Source organism: Synechococcus sp. ATX 2A4 (assembly GCF_024346375.1).
Lineage (GTDB): Bacteria > Cyanobacteriota > Cyanobacteriia > PCC-6307 > Cyanobiaceae > MW101C3.
Map to the genome: position 1 here is coordinate 23,568 of NZ_JAGQCV010000007.1, position 17,339 is coordinate 40,906.

Here is a 17,339-nt window from a genome sequence, read left to right on the forward strand (position 1 = left end):
GTCTCCCGCCACCGCTCCATGACCGCGCACGCCGGGGCCTCTGGGCCCCTTCTGTCCGGCCTCGGCATCATCGGCCTGGGTCAGATGGCCCAGGCCCTGTTGTTGCCGTTACTGGAACAGGGCGATCTGCTGCCCGCTGACGTGCGGGCCGTGGTGGCCACCCCCGCCTCCGCCGAGCGGCTTCAGCAGCAACTCCAGGTGCCCGTCTGCGCCGCCGCCGATGGCCAGGCCGCCATGGCCTGGCAAGCGCCGGTGGTGCTGCTGGCGGTCAAGCCACAGCAGCTTGCAGCGGCAGCAGCAGCTGTGGCGGTTTCTGCAATGCCAGTCCCCTCTTCGGAACCAGCTACATCTGAATCCCCAGCAGCATCCCCAGGGCACAGCTCAGCATCCCCAGGGCACAGCGACGAGCTCCCCCTGTTGATCTCGGTGCTGGCCGGGGTCCGCCTGGCCCGCCTGCAGGCGGCGTTTCCCGGCTGGCGCGTGGTGCGGGCGGTGCCGAACACCCCCTGCCTGGTGCGGGCCGGCATCACCGGCCTGGCCTGGGGAGAGCAGCTCAGCGACGGGCAGCGCCACTGCGTGCGGGAGCTGTTCGGCCGGGTGGGACAGGTGCTCGAACTGCCGGAGCCCCAGCTCGATGGGCTGCTGGCGTTGGCCTCCTCCGGGCCGGCGCTGATGGCGGTGGTGATCGAAGCGCTCGCCGATGGCGGCGTGGCGGCCGGGCTGCCACGGGCGCTCGCTCAGCAGCTGGCGCTCGCCATGACCGGCGGCACCGTGGCGCTGCTGCAGCAGAAGGGCCTGCACCCCGGCCAGCTCAAGGACATGGTGAGCAGCCCGGCCGGCACCACGATCACGGCCCTGCGCCAGCTGGAGCGCGGCGCGGTGCGTTCCGCCCTGATCGAGGCGGTGCTGGCAGCTGCCGAACGCAGCCGGGAGCTGGGCTGAAGCGGCTCAGGCTCACAGCTCACAGCTCTCAGCTCTGTGTTCCAGCCCCCCGGCTCAGGCCGGGGTTTTGGTTTTGTCGGCGCCGATCCGGGGCTCGGTGCCGTCCATGATCCGGGCCAGGTTGCTGCGGTGGCGCCATAGCACCAGCACGGTGGTGAGCAGGGCAAGGGCAAGATAGGCGGGCCGCAGCCCGGTGCCGGCGCTCTGGAAGGAGCCCAGCATCAGCAGCGGCAGGCCCACCGCTGCCACCACGCTGGAGAGCGACACGATGCGGGTGGCGGTGAGGGTGAGAAGGAACAGCCCGAAGCTGGCCAGACCCACGGCTGGCACCAGCCCGAGCAGCACGCCCAGCCCGGTGGCCACCGCCTTGCCCCCACGCCAGCCCAGCCACACCGGCCAGATGTGGCCGGCCAGGGCCGCCAGCCCCGCCGCCACCACCCAGGCATCGCCGCTGGCGGAGACGCCGAGCGGTTCCACCACCGCCTTGGCCAGCAGCACGGCGGCCGTTCCCTTCAGCACATCCACCAGGAACACCACCAGCGCCGGGCCCTTGCCCACCTGGCGCAGCACGTTGGTGGCGCCGGTGGAGCCGGAGCCCAGCTGGCGCAGATCAACGCCGGCGCACCACCGCCCCGCCAGCCAGCCGCTGGGGATCGAGCCGAGCAGGTAGCCCGCCAGCAGCACGGGCGGGATCAGCAGGGGAGTCACAGCAGCTCCTCGTCGATGGCCAGTTCCGCCGGGGTGGCGGCGAAGGCCAACCAGAGCGGGAATTGCAGCACCGGGATGTCCACCACCTGCTCGGCCGCATCGATCACGATGAACGGCAGCTCGCCGCGCTCCTCCAGCCGGTCGGCGCGCTCGATCAGGGCATCGGGCCGCTCAAACAGCACCACGCCGCTGTTGGGACCGAAATCTTCGCGGCTGAGCCCGAGGCAATCCTGCAGGCCGCGGCGCCATTCCCCCAGCCGCTCCGGCTGGCCGGCCAGCACCAAAGTTTGGAAGCGCTCGCCGTAGAGCTCGCCGAGGATCGCCACCGCCGCCGCCACCGTGAGTGCATTGCGGCTGCGGCTGCCGCCGCTGGCCTGGGCGCCACGCCCGCCCTGATACAGGAACCATTCCTCCAACAGGCCTGCGGCCGGGGCCTCCAGGCTGCGGCGCAGCTTCCAGGGATCGGCGTAGAAATCGGGCTGGCCCTGGAAGCGCTCCAGCTGGCTGCGGATCAGGTCTTCGTCCTCGCTGAACAGGCCCGCCGCCGCCGGTGCGGCAGGGGCGGCGGCGGCGGCCACCTCCGCCGGCTGATCCAGGGGCGAGGGCTGCACCACCACCGGCGGCACCACCAGCTCCATCTGCTCGGCCTGGCCGGCCAGATCCTGCAGCGCCACCACCAGATAGTCCTGGAAGCCCTTCAGGCGCCGAGCAATCGCATCGGCCTGGCCATCGAAGCTGCTGACCAGGCTCTTCTGCAGCTGGTGGCGGCGGGTTTCCAGCTCCTGGATCTCCGCCTCCAGCGCCGCCCGCCGTTCTTGCAGTTCCTTGAGGGCGAGCGCCTGCCAGGGCTCGATGGGAGCGACGGCAGGAGAGGGCGCGACAGCAGAGGATGACTCGGCAGCAGAGGGCTCAGGCACGCTCAGGGTCGGTGTGGGTTGGTCCGGCGGCACGCTGGGATCGGTCATGGCGAGGTGCTGACGTGCAGCTCGAGTTGCTGGCGCAAGGTGGTGGCATCAAACAACACCGGCAGCAGGTGAATGCTGCGCTGTTCACGGAAATAGAACAGCACTGGCACCGGGTTCCAGAACACGGTCCAGCCAGTCCATTCGTCGTAGGGGAAGCGGCGCAGCAGCGTTGACTGACGCCACACCAGCAGGGCATCGCTGCTGAACTGCAGGCGCAGCAGCACGGCCTGCAGCAGCAGGAACAGCCCGAACAGCACCACCACGCCGCTGAGCCACAGCGCCCCCGACCACAGCGGCAGCAGAGCCAGGCCGCCCAGCCCGAGCACCACAACCCCCAGCGGCACCCCGTAGCGGGGCGCGAGCACCGTGCCGTCGGCGGGATCGAGTGTGGCGGCGGGGGTGGTCATGGCGGCGGGGGCGGGGGATGGGGGTTCCATGCTGGGCGGCTGGCGGCCTAGGCGCCGAACAACAGCTGGGTGAGCAGCACATCCATCAGGCTCACCGTGACCAGAATCATCACCACGGCGCCGGTGGTGCTGGTGCCCACCTCCTTGGGGCCACCGCGGGTGGTGAGGCCCCAGCCGCAGGCGATCACGGCGATCTGCAGGCCGAACACCAGCGCCTTGATCAGCATCGAGGGCAGGTCGCCGGCGGCCATCCAGCTGCGCACGGAATTCCAGAACACGGTGGGCGGGATCGAGAAGAGGAAGGTGCTGCTCACCTGGCCCGACCAGACCCCCACAACAAAAAACACCAGGCACTGCACCGGGGCCATCACCACCATGGCCAGCACCCGCGGCACCACCAGATACTCCACCGGATCGGTGCGCAGCATGGTGATGGCGTCGATCTGCTCGGTCACCTTCATGGTGCCGATCTGGGCGGCGTAGGAGGTGGCCACCTTCCCGGTGAGCAGGGTGGCGGTGAGCAGGGGGGCAATCTCCCGTGCCAGCCCCACCGAGAGGATGCCGCCCACGGCCACGCTGGCGCCCTGCTTGGTGAGCTCAGCCGCCACCTGGATGTTGAACACGGTGCCTGCCGCCAGCGCCGTGATGACCACGATCAGAAAACTGCCGGGCCCCGCCTCCTGCAGGTGCTCAAACAGATCGTTCAGGTTGATGCGCCCCCTGCCGATCGCCGCCACGGTCTGGCCGCCGATCAGGCAACTGCTGCCGAGGCGGTTGAGCCAGCGCGGGCTCTTCATGGCTGGGCCTGCAGCAGGTGGGCGCCCCGATCCGGCCAGCGCCGCATCACGATCAGCCCCAGCACCACCAGCGTGGCGGGGATCAGGCCCATGCACAGGCGGATGGCGACCAGGGCGGTGTCGGGTTGCACGATGCCCTTGGACGCCACGTAGCCACTCAGGCTCATCAGGTTGCCGAAGAAGAACAACGCCAGGCTGATGCAGATCTTCTGGGTGAACACCATCCAGGCGCTGTAGAGGCCGGCGGGTTTTTCAGGATCGGCGTCGATGGCATCCGGCAGCAGCGCCCAGGGGATCAGATAGGCGGTGGAGGCGCCCAGACCCACCACCACGATGGCCACCAGCAACGCCGCCAGCCGCAGGCCGTTGCTCCAGGAGCCCACGGGCGAGAGGTCGGCGTCGAGGGGGATCAGCACCATGGCGAGCAGGCAGCCGCCGATCCAGAGCGCCGTGCCTCCCTGCAGGGAGGCGATGCGGCCGCTGCGGTGGGAGTAGCGGTTCCAGATCTGCAGCCCCACCAGGGTGCTGATCTGAAAGGGCAGCAGGATCCAGTTGCTCCAGCTCTCCGGCAGCCGCATCACCACCGGCAGGTAGATCAGGGCAGCCGTCTGCATGATCTGCAGGGCGCACCAGAGCATCAGGTAGAGGCCGAGCACCTTCATGAAGCGACCGTTCTCGCGCACCCGCCGCAGCAGCCGGCGCGTGGAGCCTTTCTGGCTGTTGGGCCGCTGGCAGTGGCGGGCCGCCGGGGCGATGCCCCAGGCGCAGATGAGCGTGAATACCGTGATGATCGCGCCCGAGAGCACGCCCACCTTGAGGTAGCTGCTGGCGTCCTGGTGGTTCTGGAGCAGGAGCCCACCCAGCACAATGCCCACCAGCCCGGCGATGATGGAGCCGGTGAAGCGCGCCGTGTTCAAGCGGGTGCGCAGCCCCGTGTCGGTGGTGAGCTCCGCCGCCAGGGCGGAGTAGGGCAGGTTGACGCAGGTATAGAGGCTGTTGGCGACCACCGAGATGGCCAGGAAGATGCCGAACTTCACCCAGAGGCTTCCGGGCGGAAGCCACCACATCATCGCCATGGCGATGCCGAGCGGAATGGCGCTCCAGAGGATCCAGGGCAGCCGCGGGCCCCAGGGGCTGCGGGTCTTGTCGCTGAGCCAGCCCACCACCGGATCGTTGATGGCATCCCAGATGCGGGCCAGCATCAGCACCAGCCCCGCCATCCAGGCGGGCAGGCCGGCAGCAGCCGTATAGAAGATGAACAGGTAAAAGCCGATCAGCGAGGCCGCCATGCCGGTGCCGGCGTCGCCGAGGCCGTAGGCCATCAGCATGCGGCGCTGGAAGCCCTTGGACGCATCGGCAGCATCCCGGGCGACAGTGGTGGGACTCATGGCCGCAGGGTTGGCGGAAGGGGCGACCGGATCAGGAACAACGGTCAACGGAGGGGGGCTTCACGCAGGCCATAATGCTTCAGCCGCCAAGGCCATGGCACCGAAGGCCACACCGGCGCGGCCAGCGAGTGATACATCCGTATCCCTGCGGGCGTAGTTTAGTGGTAAAACCTCAGCCTTCCAAGCTGATGATGCGGGTTCGATTCCCGCCGCCCGCTTTCTTTTCTCCAGCAATCTTCCTCTGGGGTTGGTTCTGTGGTGGGTGCCTGCTGCGCAGATGCCGGGCTCACAGGGAGGCTGCTGGAGTGGTGCTGTCCCGCCCGATGGCCAGGCCAAGGGGCTGAGGCGGCACGGCGTCGTTGTCTCTGTAGGTGGCGGCGATGGTGGCGAAGCGATCGGCCAGCTGGCGGAAGGCTTCCACGATCACAGGATCAAATTTGCGGCCAACCTGGCTTTCGATGAACGTGCAGGCCCGGGAGTGAGCGAAGGCCGCCTTGTAACAGCGTTTGGAGATGAGGGCGTCGTACACATCAGCCACGCTCATCAGGCGAGCGGAAAGGGGGATGGCTTCTCCTTTCAGGCCGATGGGATAGCCACTACCATCCCAGTTTTCGTGATGGTAGTAGGCGATCTCACGGGCGTAGCGCAGAAAGCTGCTGGGGGTATCCAGCAACTTCTCCGCTTCTGAAATGATGTGAGCGCCCAGCTCTGAATGCTTCTGCATGACCCTGAATTCCTCAGGGGTGAGCTTGCCTGGCTTGAGCAGGATGTGATCGGGAATCCCCACTTTGCCAATGTCGTGCAGCGGTGTTGATTTGTAGAGCAGCTCAATCACCTCTTCATCAAGTTGGCTCGCATAGGGAGAGTTCTGATGTAAGTGCTCGGCCAGAATCTTCATGTAATTCTGGGTGCGGCGCAGGTGCATGCCGGTTTCGTTGTCGCGTGTTTCCGCCAGCGACGCCATTATCAAGATGGTGACATCTTGAACTTTCTGCACCTCGCGGGTCTGGCGTTCCACTTCCTTGCGCAAGGAACGGTTGTGATCGACCAAAAGATCGCTGGCCCGCTTCAGTGCCACATGGGTGGCCACTCTGGCTAGCACGATGTCGGGGCAGAAGGGTTTGGTGATGTAGTCGACGCAGCCATCACGAAAGCCCCGCTGTTCATCCATTTCCTGGCTCAATGCCGTCAGGAAGATCACAGGAATGCTGCGGGTGCCTGAATCTGCCTTGAGCCGTTTGCACACCTCATAGCCATCCAGGCCTGGCATCATGATGTCCAGCAGGATCAGGTCCGGCTGGGGATCCTGGTGCGCCAGTTCCAGAGCAATTCCACCATGGGTGGCCAGGCGCACCTTGTACTGCCCACGCAGCAGGCCGTTCATCAGCTGCAGGTTCTCCGGGGTGTCGTCCACCACCAGAACGGTGGGCTTGCGTGCCGAGAGGCTGGCGGTGAGCTGGATCATGGATCAGGCCTGCAACATCGGAGGCGCATGGTGTTGCAGGGCTGTGCGCGCCGCTGCGAAATCAAACTGCATCAGTTCAGTCGCCACATGTTCATAGCCCACCGATCCGAGGGCTGTGATCAGGGCTTCGCGCTGCTGGTTGAGGAGTTCGAGGGCTTCACCATCAAAGGCAACTAGTAGCGCATCGAACTGTGCCAAAAGCATCCGTTGCTCCTGGCTCAGCGCTGCAGGGGCCGGCCGCTCTTGTGGCGGCGCTGTGCCCTCCAACTGCTCCATCGCGAAGGCGCGGCGGATGCGCGCCATGGTGAGCTGGAGCTGAGCCTCAAAGTTCTGCAGGGTGTCAGCGCGCCAGCGCTGCCGGCGAAGCTCGGCCTCCAGCTGGGTGGTGGCATCCGTCAGCGCGGTGGCCCCCAGATTGGCGCACACCCCTCTGAGGGTGTGCAAGATCAGTGCCGCCTCTTTCAGGTTGGCGCGCTCCAGTGCGGCCTGAAGCCGCTCAGCTGCATCCGCCTGGGTGTGTACCAGGCTCTGCAGCAGTTGGCCGTAAAGAGCCCTGTTGCCGGCCACCCGCTTAAGGGCACCGTTCAGATCAAAGCCTTCCAGTTCCGAACGCGTCAGTTCAAAGTGCGTCAGCTCAGAGTGCGTCAGCTCCGAACCTTTCAGCCCCAGATCCTGCGGCGGCGATCCTTCCCCGGTTGACACCGCCACTGACACGGAAGCCTGGGCAACGGGCTGCGCCGGTTCGCCGGGGAGCTGACGGTGGCGGCCGCTCCAGTGCTGCAGCCGTGCATAGAGATGTTCTGGATCAATCGGTTTGGTGATGTGGTCTTGCATGCCGAGGCTCAAGCAGCGGTCGCGCTCCTGCTGCATGGCGTGGGCGGTCATGGCGAGCACGGGCAGGTGCTGCCAGCGGCCATCGCTGCGGAGACGGCGGGTGCATTCCCAGCCATCCATTTCGGGCATGTTCAGATCCATCAGCACCAGGTCGCAGGCAGGCGGTGGTTGCTGCGCCAGCCAGGCGAGGGCCTGCACACCATTGCTGGCCGTGCTCACCGCCACGCCGGCAATGGTGAGCAACTCAGCCACAATCTGTTGATTGATCGGATGATCTTCCACCACCAACACCTTCAGCCCTTGTAACCCCCACTCCAGCTCCGCGCCAGGTGCTGTTACACCCGGCAACGCCGCATCTGTCCCTGCCCCGAACAGTTCAGCGAGCTGGTCGATCAGATCAGAGGAGCGAACCGGCTTGCCCAGCACCCCATCCAGCAGCCCCGGAGCGGCCCGCGTGCAAGCCTCTTCGCCGCCGTAGGCCGTTACCAGCACAATCTTCGGCTGCTGGATCGCTGGGTTGGCACGAATGTGGGCGGCCACCTGCAGGCCATCGAGCTGATCGCCGAGTTGCCAATCCAGCAGGATCAAGCCATAGGGATGCTGCACAGCACTGGCGTGGTGCAGCAGGGCCAGGGCTTCGGCGCCGCTGCCAGCGGCATCGCAACGCAGGGGCAGATGGTGCAGCAGTTCGGTGATCACCTCGCGGGCCACGGGGTTGTCATCCACCACCAGCACGCGCATCTGACGCAGGGCCTCCGGCAACAGCCGCGGGGTGCTGCACACACCAAGGCGAAAACGGCAGCGAGCGGTGAAACAGGAGCCCTCCCCGGGGGTGCTGCGCACCGAGATGGAGCCATCCATCAACTCCAGCAAGCGCTGACAGATGCTCAGGCCCAGGCCCGTGCCGCCGTACCGGCGGGTGGTGGACAGTTCTGCCTGGGTGAACGCCTGGAACAGGTTGCCCATCTGGGCTTCGCTCATGCCGATGCCGGTGTCCTGCACACGAATCACGAGTTCCACCTGCTCCTGTTGCTGCGCCCCGACGCTCACCTGCAGCAGGATCTGGCCCTGCTCGGTGAACTTGGCGGCATTGGAGAGCAGGTTGAGCAGCACCTGGTTGAGGCGCAGCGGATCACCGTTGAGGCAGGTCGGCACGTCATCGTCGACGCGGAAGACGAGTTCGACGCCCTTGGCGAAGATTCTGTTGGCGATCAGGGTGGCCGCATCGGCCAGCACCGCATCGAGCTGAAAATCAATCGCTTCAAGATGCAGCTTGCCGGCCTCGATCTTGGAGAAATCAAGGATGTCGTTGATGATCACCAGCAGCCCCTGGCCAGCATTGCTGATCTTCTGCAGGTAGTCGCGTTGGTGCGCGTTGAGTTCTGTGCGCAGAGCCAGATGTGACAAACCGATGATCGCGTTCATGGGGGTGCGCAGCTCATGGCTCATGCGCGAGAGGAATTCACTCTTGGCGGTATTGGCCTGCTCCGCTTCCTGCCGCGCCTGTTCCAGCTGCAACTTCTGCGCCCGCACGCGGGTGATGTCTTCCCCGGAGCCCAGCAGGGCGATCGGTCTGCCATCGACGCCATCAAGCAGGCTCAGATGCCAGCGCATCAGGCGGGTGCCGCGGTGGCTGGTGACGACGCGATAGTCCAACGCGCCATCGGGGGGCAGGGTGGCGCCTGCCGCCTGATCCAGCCAGTGGCGCAGCATCGCCTGATCTTCCGGGTCCACCATGTCGGTGAGCCAGTTGAGGCCCGCCCAGCCATCGGGGGGGATGCCGATCAGATCACAGCCGCTGCGGTTGAGCAGGGTGATGTGGCCCTCGAAATCAAGCGCCAGCAGAGTTGTCTGCGCCGTCTGGATGTAGGCGTTCAACTGTTCCTTGGTTTCGCGCAGGTTGCTGGTGCGCTCCTGAATCCGCTGGACCATCGCATTGATGGTGCTGGCCAAGGCGGCGATCTCATCGTGGCCGCTCACCACCACGGGGGTGAGGCTGGTTTCATCGGCGGGATCAAAACCCTGAATCGCCTGGTGCAACTTCTGAATCGGGCCCGCCAGGCGCCGGCCCAGCACAACTCCGGCCACCGTCACCAGCACGGCCGTGGCTGCCAGCAACAACAGCAGTTGGCGGTTGAGGGCCTGGCTGTCAAGCCGTGGTTCAGCTTCGGGAATGATCACGAGCACCCCCACATCGCTCTGCGGGATCTGCCGCCAGGCACCGAGCTTCAGAGCGCCGTTCGCTGCGCGCAGATAGCCGGCTCCGCCATGGCCCTGCTGGCGATCGGCCACATCCAAGCCACCACGCGAGATCGGATGGAAGTTCACTGCAGGCCTGGAGGCAGCGGCTTCCCCCGTGGGCACCGCCACGAACTGCCGCTGGTCACCCTGGCGTTGTTCGATCACCAGATGCGCCTCGGCGTTGTGGTTGAGTCGCTCAAAGCGGCTCTCCACCACCTTGCGGAAGGAGGAACCACCCAGCCGCCCGGCCAGGAGCAGGTTCTGCCTGCCCTGACCCCGCACCGGCACGGCCATCCAGGTGGCCATTCCTTCCGTGCATGGATCGATGCTGGGCGGGACCACCGACAGCTGGTTCCAGGGGCCCATCTCTGCCACCACTTTGTTCAGGCCGCAGCCCCGCAGCATCGGACCGTCGAGTGAGGTGCCGATCAAGCTGGGATTAGGCGCCGCAACGATCACCCGGCGCTGGGAGAGATCAACGAGCACCAGGTCGTCGAAGCCGAGCTGGGAGGCCTGCTGCGCCCAATCCCGTTCCAGGGTGGCCGGCCGCTGCTGCAACGCCTGGGCCAAGGCATCGAGATCAAGGCTTTTGGTGGTGAGCAGGGCCTGCACCTGCTCCACCTTGCCACTGGCCATCTGCTCGGTGGCATCCAGGTGGTGGCTGAGGATGCGGTCGCTGTAGGCATTGATGGCCACCACCTGGGAGAACACCATGGGGGTCAAGCCCACGGCCAGCAACAACAGGGTGAGCCGGCTCGAAAGCGAAAGGGACCCCAGTTGCTGTTGCCAGGAGCGGATGGGCCGTGTCATTGCAGGGCGAGATCAAGCGGCTCCGTGCTCACGCGCGGCAGCGGCGCCCGGCCACGGATCAAGCCCAGCTGCTTCTGCACAGCGAGCACGGCGGCGAGATTGCGTTCAAGTTGGCCGCCAGGCAGCAACATGTGCCGTTGCTCCGAGAGTGAGCGATAGATCAGGCCTTTTTCCGTTTCCCGAAACACCTCAGCGCTCACATCCTGCCGCCTGGCCATGATTTCCTGAGCCTCAGGATCGCGATCTGCCAGATCATGAGCTTGTTGCCACACCCGCACCAGGCGCCCCAGCACGTTCAGGTTGGTGCGGTAGTACTGAGGGTTAACCACCAGCACGTCAAAAATCTCACCGGGAATCTCCGCACTGCTGAAGGCCGTGACGGCCTCGCCACTGGCCAGCACGGCATCACTGAAAGGAGGGAAGAAAGCAGCGCCGTCGATCTGCCCATTGGTGAGGCGGCTGCCCATGTCGGCGAGGGGCACGGCCACGATGCGCACATCGGCGAGGCTCATGCCATGACGGGCCAGCGCCCTGCTCAATACAAACGGGCCCAGGGTGCTGGGGGTCACAGCCACGCGCTTGCCACGCAGGGCAGGGATCGTGCCGAGCGAACGGCGCACGGCCACCTTGTCGCCACCGCGGGATTCATCAAGGATCAGCACCACTACCGGGCAGCGTTTCGGCTGGCGGCTGCAGATGTCCACAGCTTCCACCGTGGTGAGCTGGGCGATGGGAAAACGGCCCTCTTCAAAGGCCTTGACGATGTCTGGCGGATCGGGAAAGCTCAATGTGTTGAGCTCCAGCCCCGCTTTCCGATCCAGTTGCTTTGCTTGGGCCAGATGGAAATACTCAAAGCCAGGCCAGCTGGCCACTGGAATCGTGACGCGCGTCGCCGTGTGGCAGCCCATCAAGCCGATGGCAATGGCTGCCAGTGCCGTGAGCTTGAGACGCTGGAGCACTGATTCAACCAGCTGGCTACTCAATGTACGCGGATGTTTTTGATAGCGCTGTTCAGCCATCCACCCAGCTCCCATAGGCTAAAAGCCCGTTTGCGCTTCCCCCATGGCTCCTGACTCCTTCCAGTACGAGCCGCTCGAGCGTTTCGGGGAGGGGCTCACCACCCGCCGGCCGTGGAACACAGCGGCGCTGGCCGGGGTGGAGTTGCTCAATGGCCGCGTGGCCATGCTCGGCTTCGCGGCGGCCCTGATTGGTGAGGCGATCACCGGCCTGGGCCCCGCCGGCCAGGTGCTGGCGCTGCTCCGCTGGACTCTGCTCTGAGCGCGTCAGCCGTCCTGGCGCATCCGCTTCACGGCCAGGCCCGCCTCGGTGGCGGTGACCCCAGCCAGCAGTACCAGGCCCAACAGGCCCACCAGCTGGTTCTGGGCTTCTGCGGCGGCGGCGGCGTCTTGCGCGAGCACGGCCCCAGCCACGAACCAGGCCGTAGCCAGCGCCGAGGTGATCCAGTAGGCCTTCCAGCGGCGCTGGTAGAGGTAGCCGGCGCCCAGCCCCGGCACCACATTCAGCACCACCGCCACCCAACCGGCGGAGGCGGCCAGGATCTGCGCACGGGTGGGGGCCATGGGGTGGGGCGTCAATGGCCCCACTCTGGCGCTTGCGGGGGGCAGTGGGGGAGCTGGTCTCGTTGCTGGCTGGCAATGGATTGCATCCAGGCCAAGGTTTGGCCTTTCTTTGAACGGTGTTGGGCTCACCCGCACAAGACAGCCAGGCATAAAGGCGGGGGGCGCAGGCATGGGGGTGATGCGGCTGTTTGCTCAGGCCACGGCCACCAGGACGCGGGCCGCTTGCTTGCTTTCGCCTGAGGCGGCGGCCGCCTTGAGCAGTTGCTCGCAGAGGCGATCTGGATCGGCGATGGCCTGGATGCCCGGGCCGGCGCTGCCGAGCAGCTGGGGGTTGGCGCAAAGGTTTTCGAGCATTTCGGCCAGGAAGATGTCCTGGTTTTTCACCAGCCCCGGCGCGATGCGTCCGCAGCGGCCGCCGATGGTCCAGCGGATCACTCCTGCCGGATCGGTGACCAGCACCGCCGGGCGATGTGCCAGCCGGTCCTGGATGCGCTCGGGATCACGGCTGAAGAAGAAGGCCTCCGCCTCATCGGAGGTGCAGCGAATCAAGGCGGCGGCCTCCGCCAGCGGCTGGAAGCGCTGCAGCACCTCCGCCGTGGGCAGCGCCCCAGGGAGCAGGCCCCAGTGCTCCGGCTGCCAGTTCACATCCAGCGCCACCAGCACTCCGCTGGGCGCTGTGCGGTTGAGCACCATGCGCAGCACCTGGTGTTGGCTGGCGCCGAGCAGGGCGTCACTGGTGATCAGCAACCAGAACGATTCGTTGATCTCCGGCAGCATCGCTTCGGTGAGGCCGGCCGGGGTGTGGGTGCCCGGGTTGGGGGCACCCAGCTTGGGGGGGCAGGAGATGGGCGCCAATGCGGCGTCATGCATGGCCTCGGAGAAGGCCACCACTTCGGTGTGGGCTTGGCGGGTGAACGGTGTGGTGAGGGTCATAGGTGTGGGTGGGTGAGGGGGCAGGTGGTGGCGTCGTTGGCGGCAGACCGCACGCCGGGATCAGTCGTTCTTGCTGGCGAAGCGATGGAAGCGACCGGCCAGGTCTTGAAACAGGGCGTCGCTCTGCTGCAGCAGCGATTCCCAGTTCTCCTGGCTGCTTTGCTGCAACTGCTCCAGCTGGGCTGTGGCCTGGTTACGAGCATTGATGAGCTCGTCGAGGTGTTGCCTGGTGGTGCGGCGCACGGATTCGGCAAGGCCGCTCATGCCCTTCTGCAACTCTTCGATCTGCCCCGACCAGGCTTCGATCTGCACGCGTTTCTTGTTCAGAACCGCTTCCTTCAGTTGTGCATTGGCCTGGCTTTGGTCATTGCGATCGGCACTGGTGGCCGGTTTGGTGATGGTCGTCATGGTGGTGTCTCCGTGATAGCAACAACAAACGCGCCGCTCTGCTGGCTGCACCAGAAGTGCTGCACATCAGAGGAATCAGATTCGGGATCCTTGCAGGCGTTCAGCGAGGCCGGGCCCCTGTGGGGATCGGCGCTTGCAGGGGGCGGCAGGGGCAGTGCCGTTGGTTCAGAAGCTCAGGCGATGGTTGTCAAACCATTCGGCAAGCCTTGAACTGATGAAAGGCGTTGCAGCCTTTGAAACGGCAGAAGCGCTGTGCGCGTTCGTTACTTTCAACATACCCCTTTTGGGTGAAATGTCAACATCTCTGCGACGCATTCGTTGATTCCCAGGCGCTGCGATTCGCTCAGATCCCACTGGTGCAGCGTCATCTCGGCGGCGCGGGTTTGCCATCGTGGTGCTGTTCCGCTGCAGCCACGCCTGCGCGCCCCCTCCGATGCCCCTTCCCCGCCAACCGATCCTGCTGCTCGGCGGCTTTCTGATCAGCGCCGAGGCCTATGCGCCGATGGTGGCGCGGCTGCAGCAGCTGAGCGGCCAGCCCGTGAAGCTGGTGGCAGTGGGCAAGCCCGAATGGCTGCTCACCGTGTTCGCCTTCGCATGGGCGCGCATCCTCGATCGGGCCGCTGCCGCCGCCGCGGAACTGGCACAGGCCTCACCCACCGGCAGGGTCACCCTGATCGGCCACAGCTCCGGCGGCATCATGCTGCGCCTCTTCCTTGATCACGCCCCCTTCCAGGGCCGCTCCTACGACGGCAAGGCGCTCGCCGACACATTGGTGATGCTGGGCAGCCCCCACACCGCCCTCATGGCCACGGTGCTGCGTGAGCTGGTGCAGCAGCGCCTGCCGGGGTCACCCTTCGCCGATCGGGTGCAGTACGTGTCGGTGGCGGGGGATCTGGATCTGGCCGCCGCCAGCCCGCTGGCCCAGCGCCTGGCCCCCACCGCCTACCGCAACAGCACCGGCGATGCCGCCGATCGCGGCGACGGCCTGGTGCCGGTGGCCTCCGCCCTGCTGGCCGGCTCCACCCCGCTGGTGCTGATGGGGGTGGCCCATGGCGGTGCCTTCGGGCCCTGCTGGTACGGCAGCCCCGAGGTGGTGGAGCGCTGGTGGGACCTGGTTCAGCCCGCCGCCTCCAGCAGCTCCGCCAGCGGCACGAAGCTGTAGCCGCGCCGGCGCAGCGCGGGAACGATCCAGCGCAGGCTGGCCTGGGTGCGGGCGTTCAGCTCCGGTGTGTCGTGCAGCACCAGGATGCCGCCGGGGTGGGCGTTGAGCTGCACGAACGCCCGCACGAACCACAGCGGTGGCTGATTGGTGTCCCAGGGAAAGATCGAGCCCAGCACCAGCTGGTAGCCGCACGCCGCCAGCCAGCTCAGCATCAACGCATGGAACCAGCCCCGCCCCGGGCGACACCAGCGCCACTGCAGCGTCTGCGGCGCCGCGGCCCGCTCCACCGCGGCGGCGGTGGAGCTCAGCTGACGCAGAAATTCAGCCTCATCGAGCTCGGCGGAGCGCCCATCGCACCACAGGTGGTTGCCGATGGCGTGGCCCTGCTCCAGGGCCCGGCGGGGAAAGTGCGGGTCGTTGGGCAGGTGGGAGCCGATCAGGAAGAAGGTGGCCGGCACCTCCAGCTCCCGCAGCAGCTCCAGCAGGGCCTGCGAGCCGGGGCCGCTGGGGCCGTCGTCGATCGTGAGCGCCAGCCGCCGCTGCCTGCCCCCGCCGCAGAACACCACCTCCGGGTTGAGTGGCGCCAGCAGCGTGCGGATCACCAGCGAGGGCAGCAGCACGATCAGGGCCAGCAGGGTCACGGCCAGCAGAAGTCCGGCGAGCGCGATCAGGGCCAGCAGGGCAGGGAGCGAGGTCAGCGGGTGTGGAAGTGGGGGCATGGCGGGGATCGCTCAGGCCTGGAGGGTCGTTGGCGTCACCCTGCCACCGCTGGTGGCGCGAGGGGCCAGAATGAGAACCGTTCTCAGCCGTGCTTCCAGGGCTGGGCGGCTGTTTGTTCTCGCCTCATGGCTCAGGTTCCCGTCACCGTCCTCACCGGCTTCCTCGGAGCTGGCAAAACCACCCTGCTCAACCACATCCTCACCAACCAGCAGGGGCTACGCACTGCCGTGCTGGTGAATGAGTTCGGCGAAATCGGCATCGACAACGAGCTGGTGGTGGCCACCAGCGACGCCATGGTGGAACTCAGCAACGGCTGCATCTGCTGCTCAATCAACGGCGAACTGCAGGAGGCCGTGGAGCGGGTGCTGGACCGACCGGATCCGATCGATTACATCGTGGTGGAAACCACCGGACTGGCCGATCCTCTGCCCGTGGCCATGACCTTCATGGCCGGTGAGTTCCGCGATCAGCTGCGGCTCGATTCGATCATCACCCTGATCGATGCTGAACACTTTGCCGTCACGGCCCTGGACAGCCCGATCGCCCGGGCTCAGGTGGTGTACGGCGACATCCTGCTGCTCAACAAGTGCGATCTGGTGGAGGAGGCGCGCCTCATCGCGGTGGAGGCCAGCCTGCGCGAGATCAAGGCCGACGCTCGCATCCTGCGGGCCGACCACGGTGCGGTGCCCCTGGCCATGCTGCTGAGTGTGGGCCTGTTTGAAACCGATCGGCTGGCAGAGCTGCAGGCCCGCGAAGACGCCCTTGAAGACACGCGTCAGCCTGCCGACAACCACAACCACAGCCACCACAACCACAGCCACAGCAACGGCCACGGCGATAAGCACACCCTTGATCACGATCACGGTCATGCCGCTGGCCATTCCCATCCCCACACGCCGGAGTTGGAAGGGTTCCTTTCGGTGTCCCTGTCGGTGGAAGCCCCGTTCGATCTGCGCCGATTTCAGTTCTTCCTCGATAACCAGCTCCCTTCAACAGTGTTCCGGGCCAAAGGCGTGCTCTGGTTCCGCGAGAGCGAGCGCCGCCACCTCTTCCACCTCTGCGGCAAGCGCTTCACCATCGACGATTCGGACTGGCCCGCCGGCCAACCTCGCCATACCAAGGTGGTCGCGATTGGTAAAGGCCTCGATCAGGCCACTCTCAAGGCCCAGCTCGAGGCCTGCATGGTGGCGCCATGACACGGGTGCTGCTCATCTCCGGGCCGCCGGGTTGCGGCAAGACCAGCTGGATCCTCAACCAACTGCAAGCCCACCGAGGGCCCTGCGGTTACCTGCGGCTGGAGGGTTTCACGGCAGCGGAGCTCCAGCAGGCCCCGGATGGGGGCATCGATCGGGCTTTTCTTGTGGACCAATGCCCAGGGCTGCTGGATCTGGCCGAACCCGGTGAGAATCCGGCAAGCCGCCCGCAGGATCTGCTGGCGTTGATCGAACTGCCCCAGTGGCAGGCTCCTCCCGAGGCCGGCCTGGCGGGGATCGACCCACGGCTGCTCCCCCCGCTGGAAGCCCTGCAACTCCTGCCGCAGCGCCATCTGAGCTTCGGCCGTGACGCGGAACTTCCCGCTCAGGACACCTTGCAGTTCAACGCCCTCGAAGCCTGGAGCCTGGACCTGACCCACAGCGTCTGGGATCCCCCCAGCCTCAACAGCTTCTGGTTTGAGCTGGTGAATGGGGCCTACGGCGAGGTGTATCGCGCCAAGGCGCTGATGAACCTGCCCGATGGCCGCAGCTTCTTCTTCAACTGGATCGTCAGCCAGGAGGGGACCCAGTTCCTGCCGCTGGAGCGTGTTGCTCCGCCCGTGGGCCGCCCGCAACGCATGTCGCGGCTGGTGGTGCAGGGCAAACACCTGGATGCGGCTGGCATCGAGGCCACCATCGCCGACGGCCTGCTCAGCGATGCGGTGCTGGAGCTGCAGCAGGCCCCACAACGCCCCTTCGGCGCTCCGCTCCCCGCCACCCGCTGAC

General features: G+C 66.4%; 17 protein-coding genes and 1 tRNA gene. 6 read left to right on the plus strand and 12 right to left on the minus strand.

The features are described from left to right. Positions 1 to 18: 18 nt before the first annotated feature. Positions 19 to 942 carry a pyrroline-5-carboxylate reductase gene (locus KBY97_RS08015; RefSeq protein WP_255146240.1) on the plus strand — a complete coding sequence of 308 codons (924 nt, stop codon included), beginning with the start codon at positions 19 to 21 and terminating at the stop codon, positions 940 to 942. A gap of 54 nt (positions 943 to 996) precedes the next feature. Here the strand turns inward: KBY97_RS08015 and plsY are convergent, their stop codons facing one another. From plsY to KBY97_RS08040, 5 genes are read right to left on the minus strand one after another with little or no spacing between them, the layout of a single operon-like run. Then, complete coding sequence (gene plsY, locus KBY97_RS08020) at positions 997 to 1,650, minus strand: glycerol-3-phosphate 1-O-acyltransferase PlsY (protein WP_255146241.1); 654 nt, start codon at positions 1,648 to 1,650, stop codon at positions 997 to 999. Beyond that, positions 1,647 to 2,615 (minus strand): DUF3086 domain-containing protein, encoded by a 969-nt coding sequence (locus KBY97_RS08025; protein ID WP_255146242.1) that lies wholly within the window; start codon positions 2,613 to 2,615, stop codon positions 1,647 to 1,649. The genes plsY and KBY97_RS08025 overlap by 4 nt, the downstream gene beginning before the upstream one ends. After that, positions 2,612 to 3,022: a DUF3119 family protein gene (locus tag KBY97_RS08030; protein WP_255146243.1), complete on the minus strand. Its 411-nt coding sequence runs from the start codon at positions 3,020 to 3,022 to the stop codon at positions 2,612 to 2,614. The genes KBY97_RS08025 and KBY97_RS08030 overlap by 4 nt, the downstream gene beginning before the upstream one ends. A 47-nt stretch (positions 3,023 to 3,069) precedes the next feature. Continuing rightward, entirely contained in the window at positions 3,070 to 3,819 is a 750-nt protein-coding gene (locus KBY97_RS08035) for an ABC transporter permease (RefSeq protein WP_255146244.1), read from the minus strand. Continuing rightward, positions 3,816 to 5,207, minus strand: coding sequence for an MFS transporter (locus KBY97_RS08040; protein ID WP_255146245.1), 1,392 nt, complete (start codon positions 5,205 to 5,207; stop codon positions 3,816 to 3,818). Before KBY97_RS08040 ends, KBY97_RS08035 begins: the two co-directional genes overlap by 4 nt. A gap of 147 nt (positions 5,208 to 5,354) precedes the next feature. Here KBY97_RS08040 and KBY97_RS08045 point away from each other — a divergent pair. Further along, positions 5,355 to 5,425, plus strand: a tRNA-Gly gene (locus KBY97_RS08045). A gap of 68 nt (positions 5,426 to 5,493) precedes the next feature. Here KBY97_RS08045 and KBY97_RS08050 read toward each other — a convergent pair. Genes KBY97_RS08050 through KBY97_RS08060 form a run of 3 tightly spaced genes read right to left on the minus strand, consistent with a single transcriptional unit; the run spans position 5,494 to position 11,516 of the window. Then, positions 5,494 to 6,672, minus strand: coding sequence for an HD-GYP domain-containing protein (locus KBY97_RS08050; protein ID WP_255146246.1), 1,179 nt, complete (start codon positions 6,670 to 6,672; stop codon positions 5,494 to 5,496). 3 nt (positions 6,673 to 6,675) lie between these two features. Then, entirely contained in the window at positions 6,676 to 10,557 is a 3,882-nt protein-coding gene (locus tag KBY97_RS08055) for a response regulator (protein WP_255146248.1), read from the minus strand. After that, complete coding sequence (locus KBY97_RS08060) at positions 10,554 to 11,516, minus strand: ABC transporter substrate-binding protein (protein ID WP_255146249.1); 963 nt, start codon at positions 11,514 to 11,516, stop codon at positions 10,554 to 10,556. Before KBY97_RS08060 ends, KBY97_RS08055 begins: the two co-directional genes overlap by 4 nt. Positions 11,517 to 11,619: 103 nt before the next feature. On the opposite strand from KBY97_RS08060, the gene KBY97_RS08065 reads away from it, so the two are divergent. Then, positions 11,620 to 11,835, plus strand: a complete 216-nt coding sequence (locus tag KBY97_RS08065) for a chlorophyll a/b-binding protein (RefSeq protein ID WP_255146250.1) — start codon at positions 11,620 to 11,622, stop codon at positions 11,833 to 11,835. Between the two features lie 5 nt (positions 11,836 to 11,840). Here KBY97_RS08065 and KBY97_RS08070 read toward each other — a convergent pair whose 3' ends face one another. From KBY97_RS08070 to KBY97_RS08080, 3 genes are all read right to left on the minus strand, one after another. Next, positions 11,841 to 12,137, minus strand: a complete 297-nt coding sequence (locus KBY97_RS08070) for a hypothetical protein (RefSeq protein WP_255146251.1) — start codon at positions 12,135 to 12,137, stop codon at positions 11,841 to 11,843. 192 nt (positions 12,138 to 12,329) lie between these two features. Further along, on the minus strand, positions 12,330 to 13,070 hold the full coding sequence (locus KBY97_RS08075) for a fructokinase (protein WP_255146252.1): 741 nt from the start codon (positions 13,068 to 13,070) through the stop codon (positions 12,330 to 12,332). Positions 13,071 to 13,130: 60 nt separating this feature from the next. Then, positions 13,131 to 13,478 (minus strand): hypothetical protein, encoded by a 348-nt coding sequence (locus KBY97_RS08080; RefSeq protein WP_255146254.1) that lies wholly within the window; start codon positions 13,476 to 13,478, stop codon positions 13,131 to 13,133. Positions 13,479 to 13,911: 433 nt separating this feature from the next. Between KBY97_RS08080 and KBY97_RS08085 the strand changes: the two genes are divergently transcribed. After that, entirely contained in the window at positions 13,912 to 14,640 is a 729-nt protein-coding gene (locus tag KBY97_RS08085; protein WP_255146256.1) for a triacylglycerol lipase, read from the plus strand. Here KBY97_RS08085 and KBY97_RS08090 read toward each other — a convergent pair. Continuing rightward, positions 14,595 to 15,359 (minus strand): polysaccharide deacetylase family protein, encoded by a 765-nt coding sequence (locus KBY97_RS08090; RefSeq protein WP_255146258.1) that lies wholly within the window; start codon positions 15,357 to 15,359, stop codon positions 14,595 to 14,597. The two genes, KBY97_RS08085 and KBY97_RS08090, sit on opposite strands and share 46 nt — an antisense overlap. Positions 15,360 to 15,485: 126 nt before the next feature. Between KBY97_RS08090 and KBY97_RS08095 the strand changes: the two genes are divergently transcribed. Beyond that, entirely contained in the window at positions 15,486 to 16,556 is a 1,071-nt protein-coding gene (locus KBY97_RS08095; protein ID WP_255146260.1) for a GTP-binding protein, read from the plus strand. Next, positions 16,553 to 17,338, plus strand: a complete 786-nt coding sequence (locus KBY97_RS08100; protein ID WP_255146262.1) for an ATPase — start codon at positions 16,553 to 16,555, stop codon at positions 17,336 to 17,338. The genes KBY97_RS08095 and KBY97_RS08100 overlap by 4 nt, the downstream gene beginning before the upstream one ends. Position 17,339: the final 1 nt, after the last annotated feature.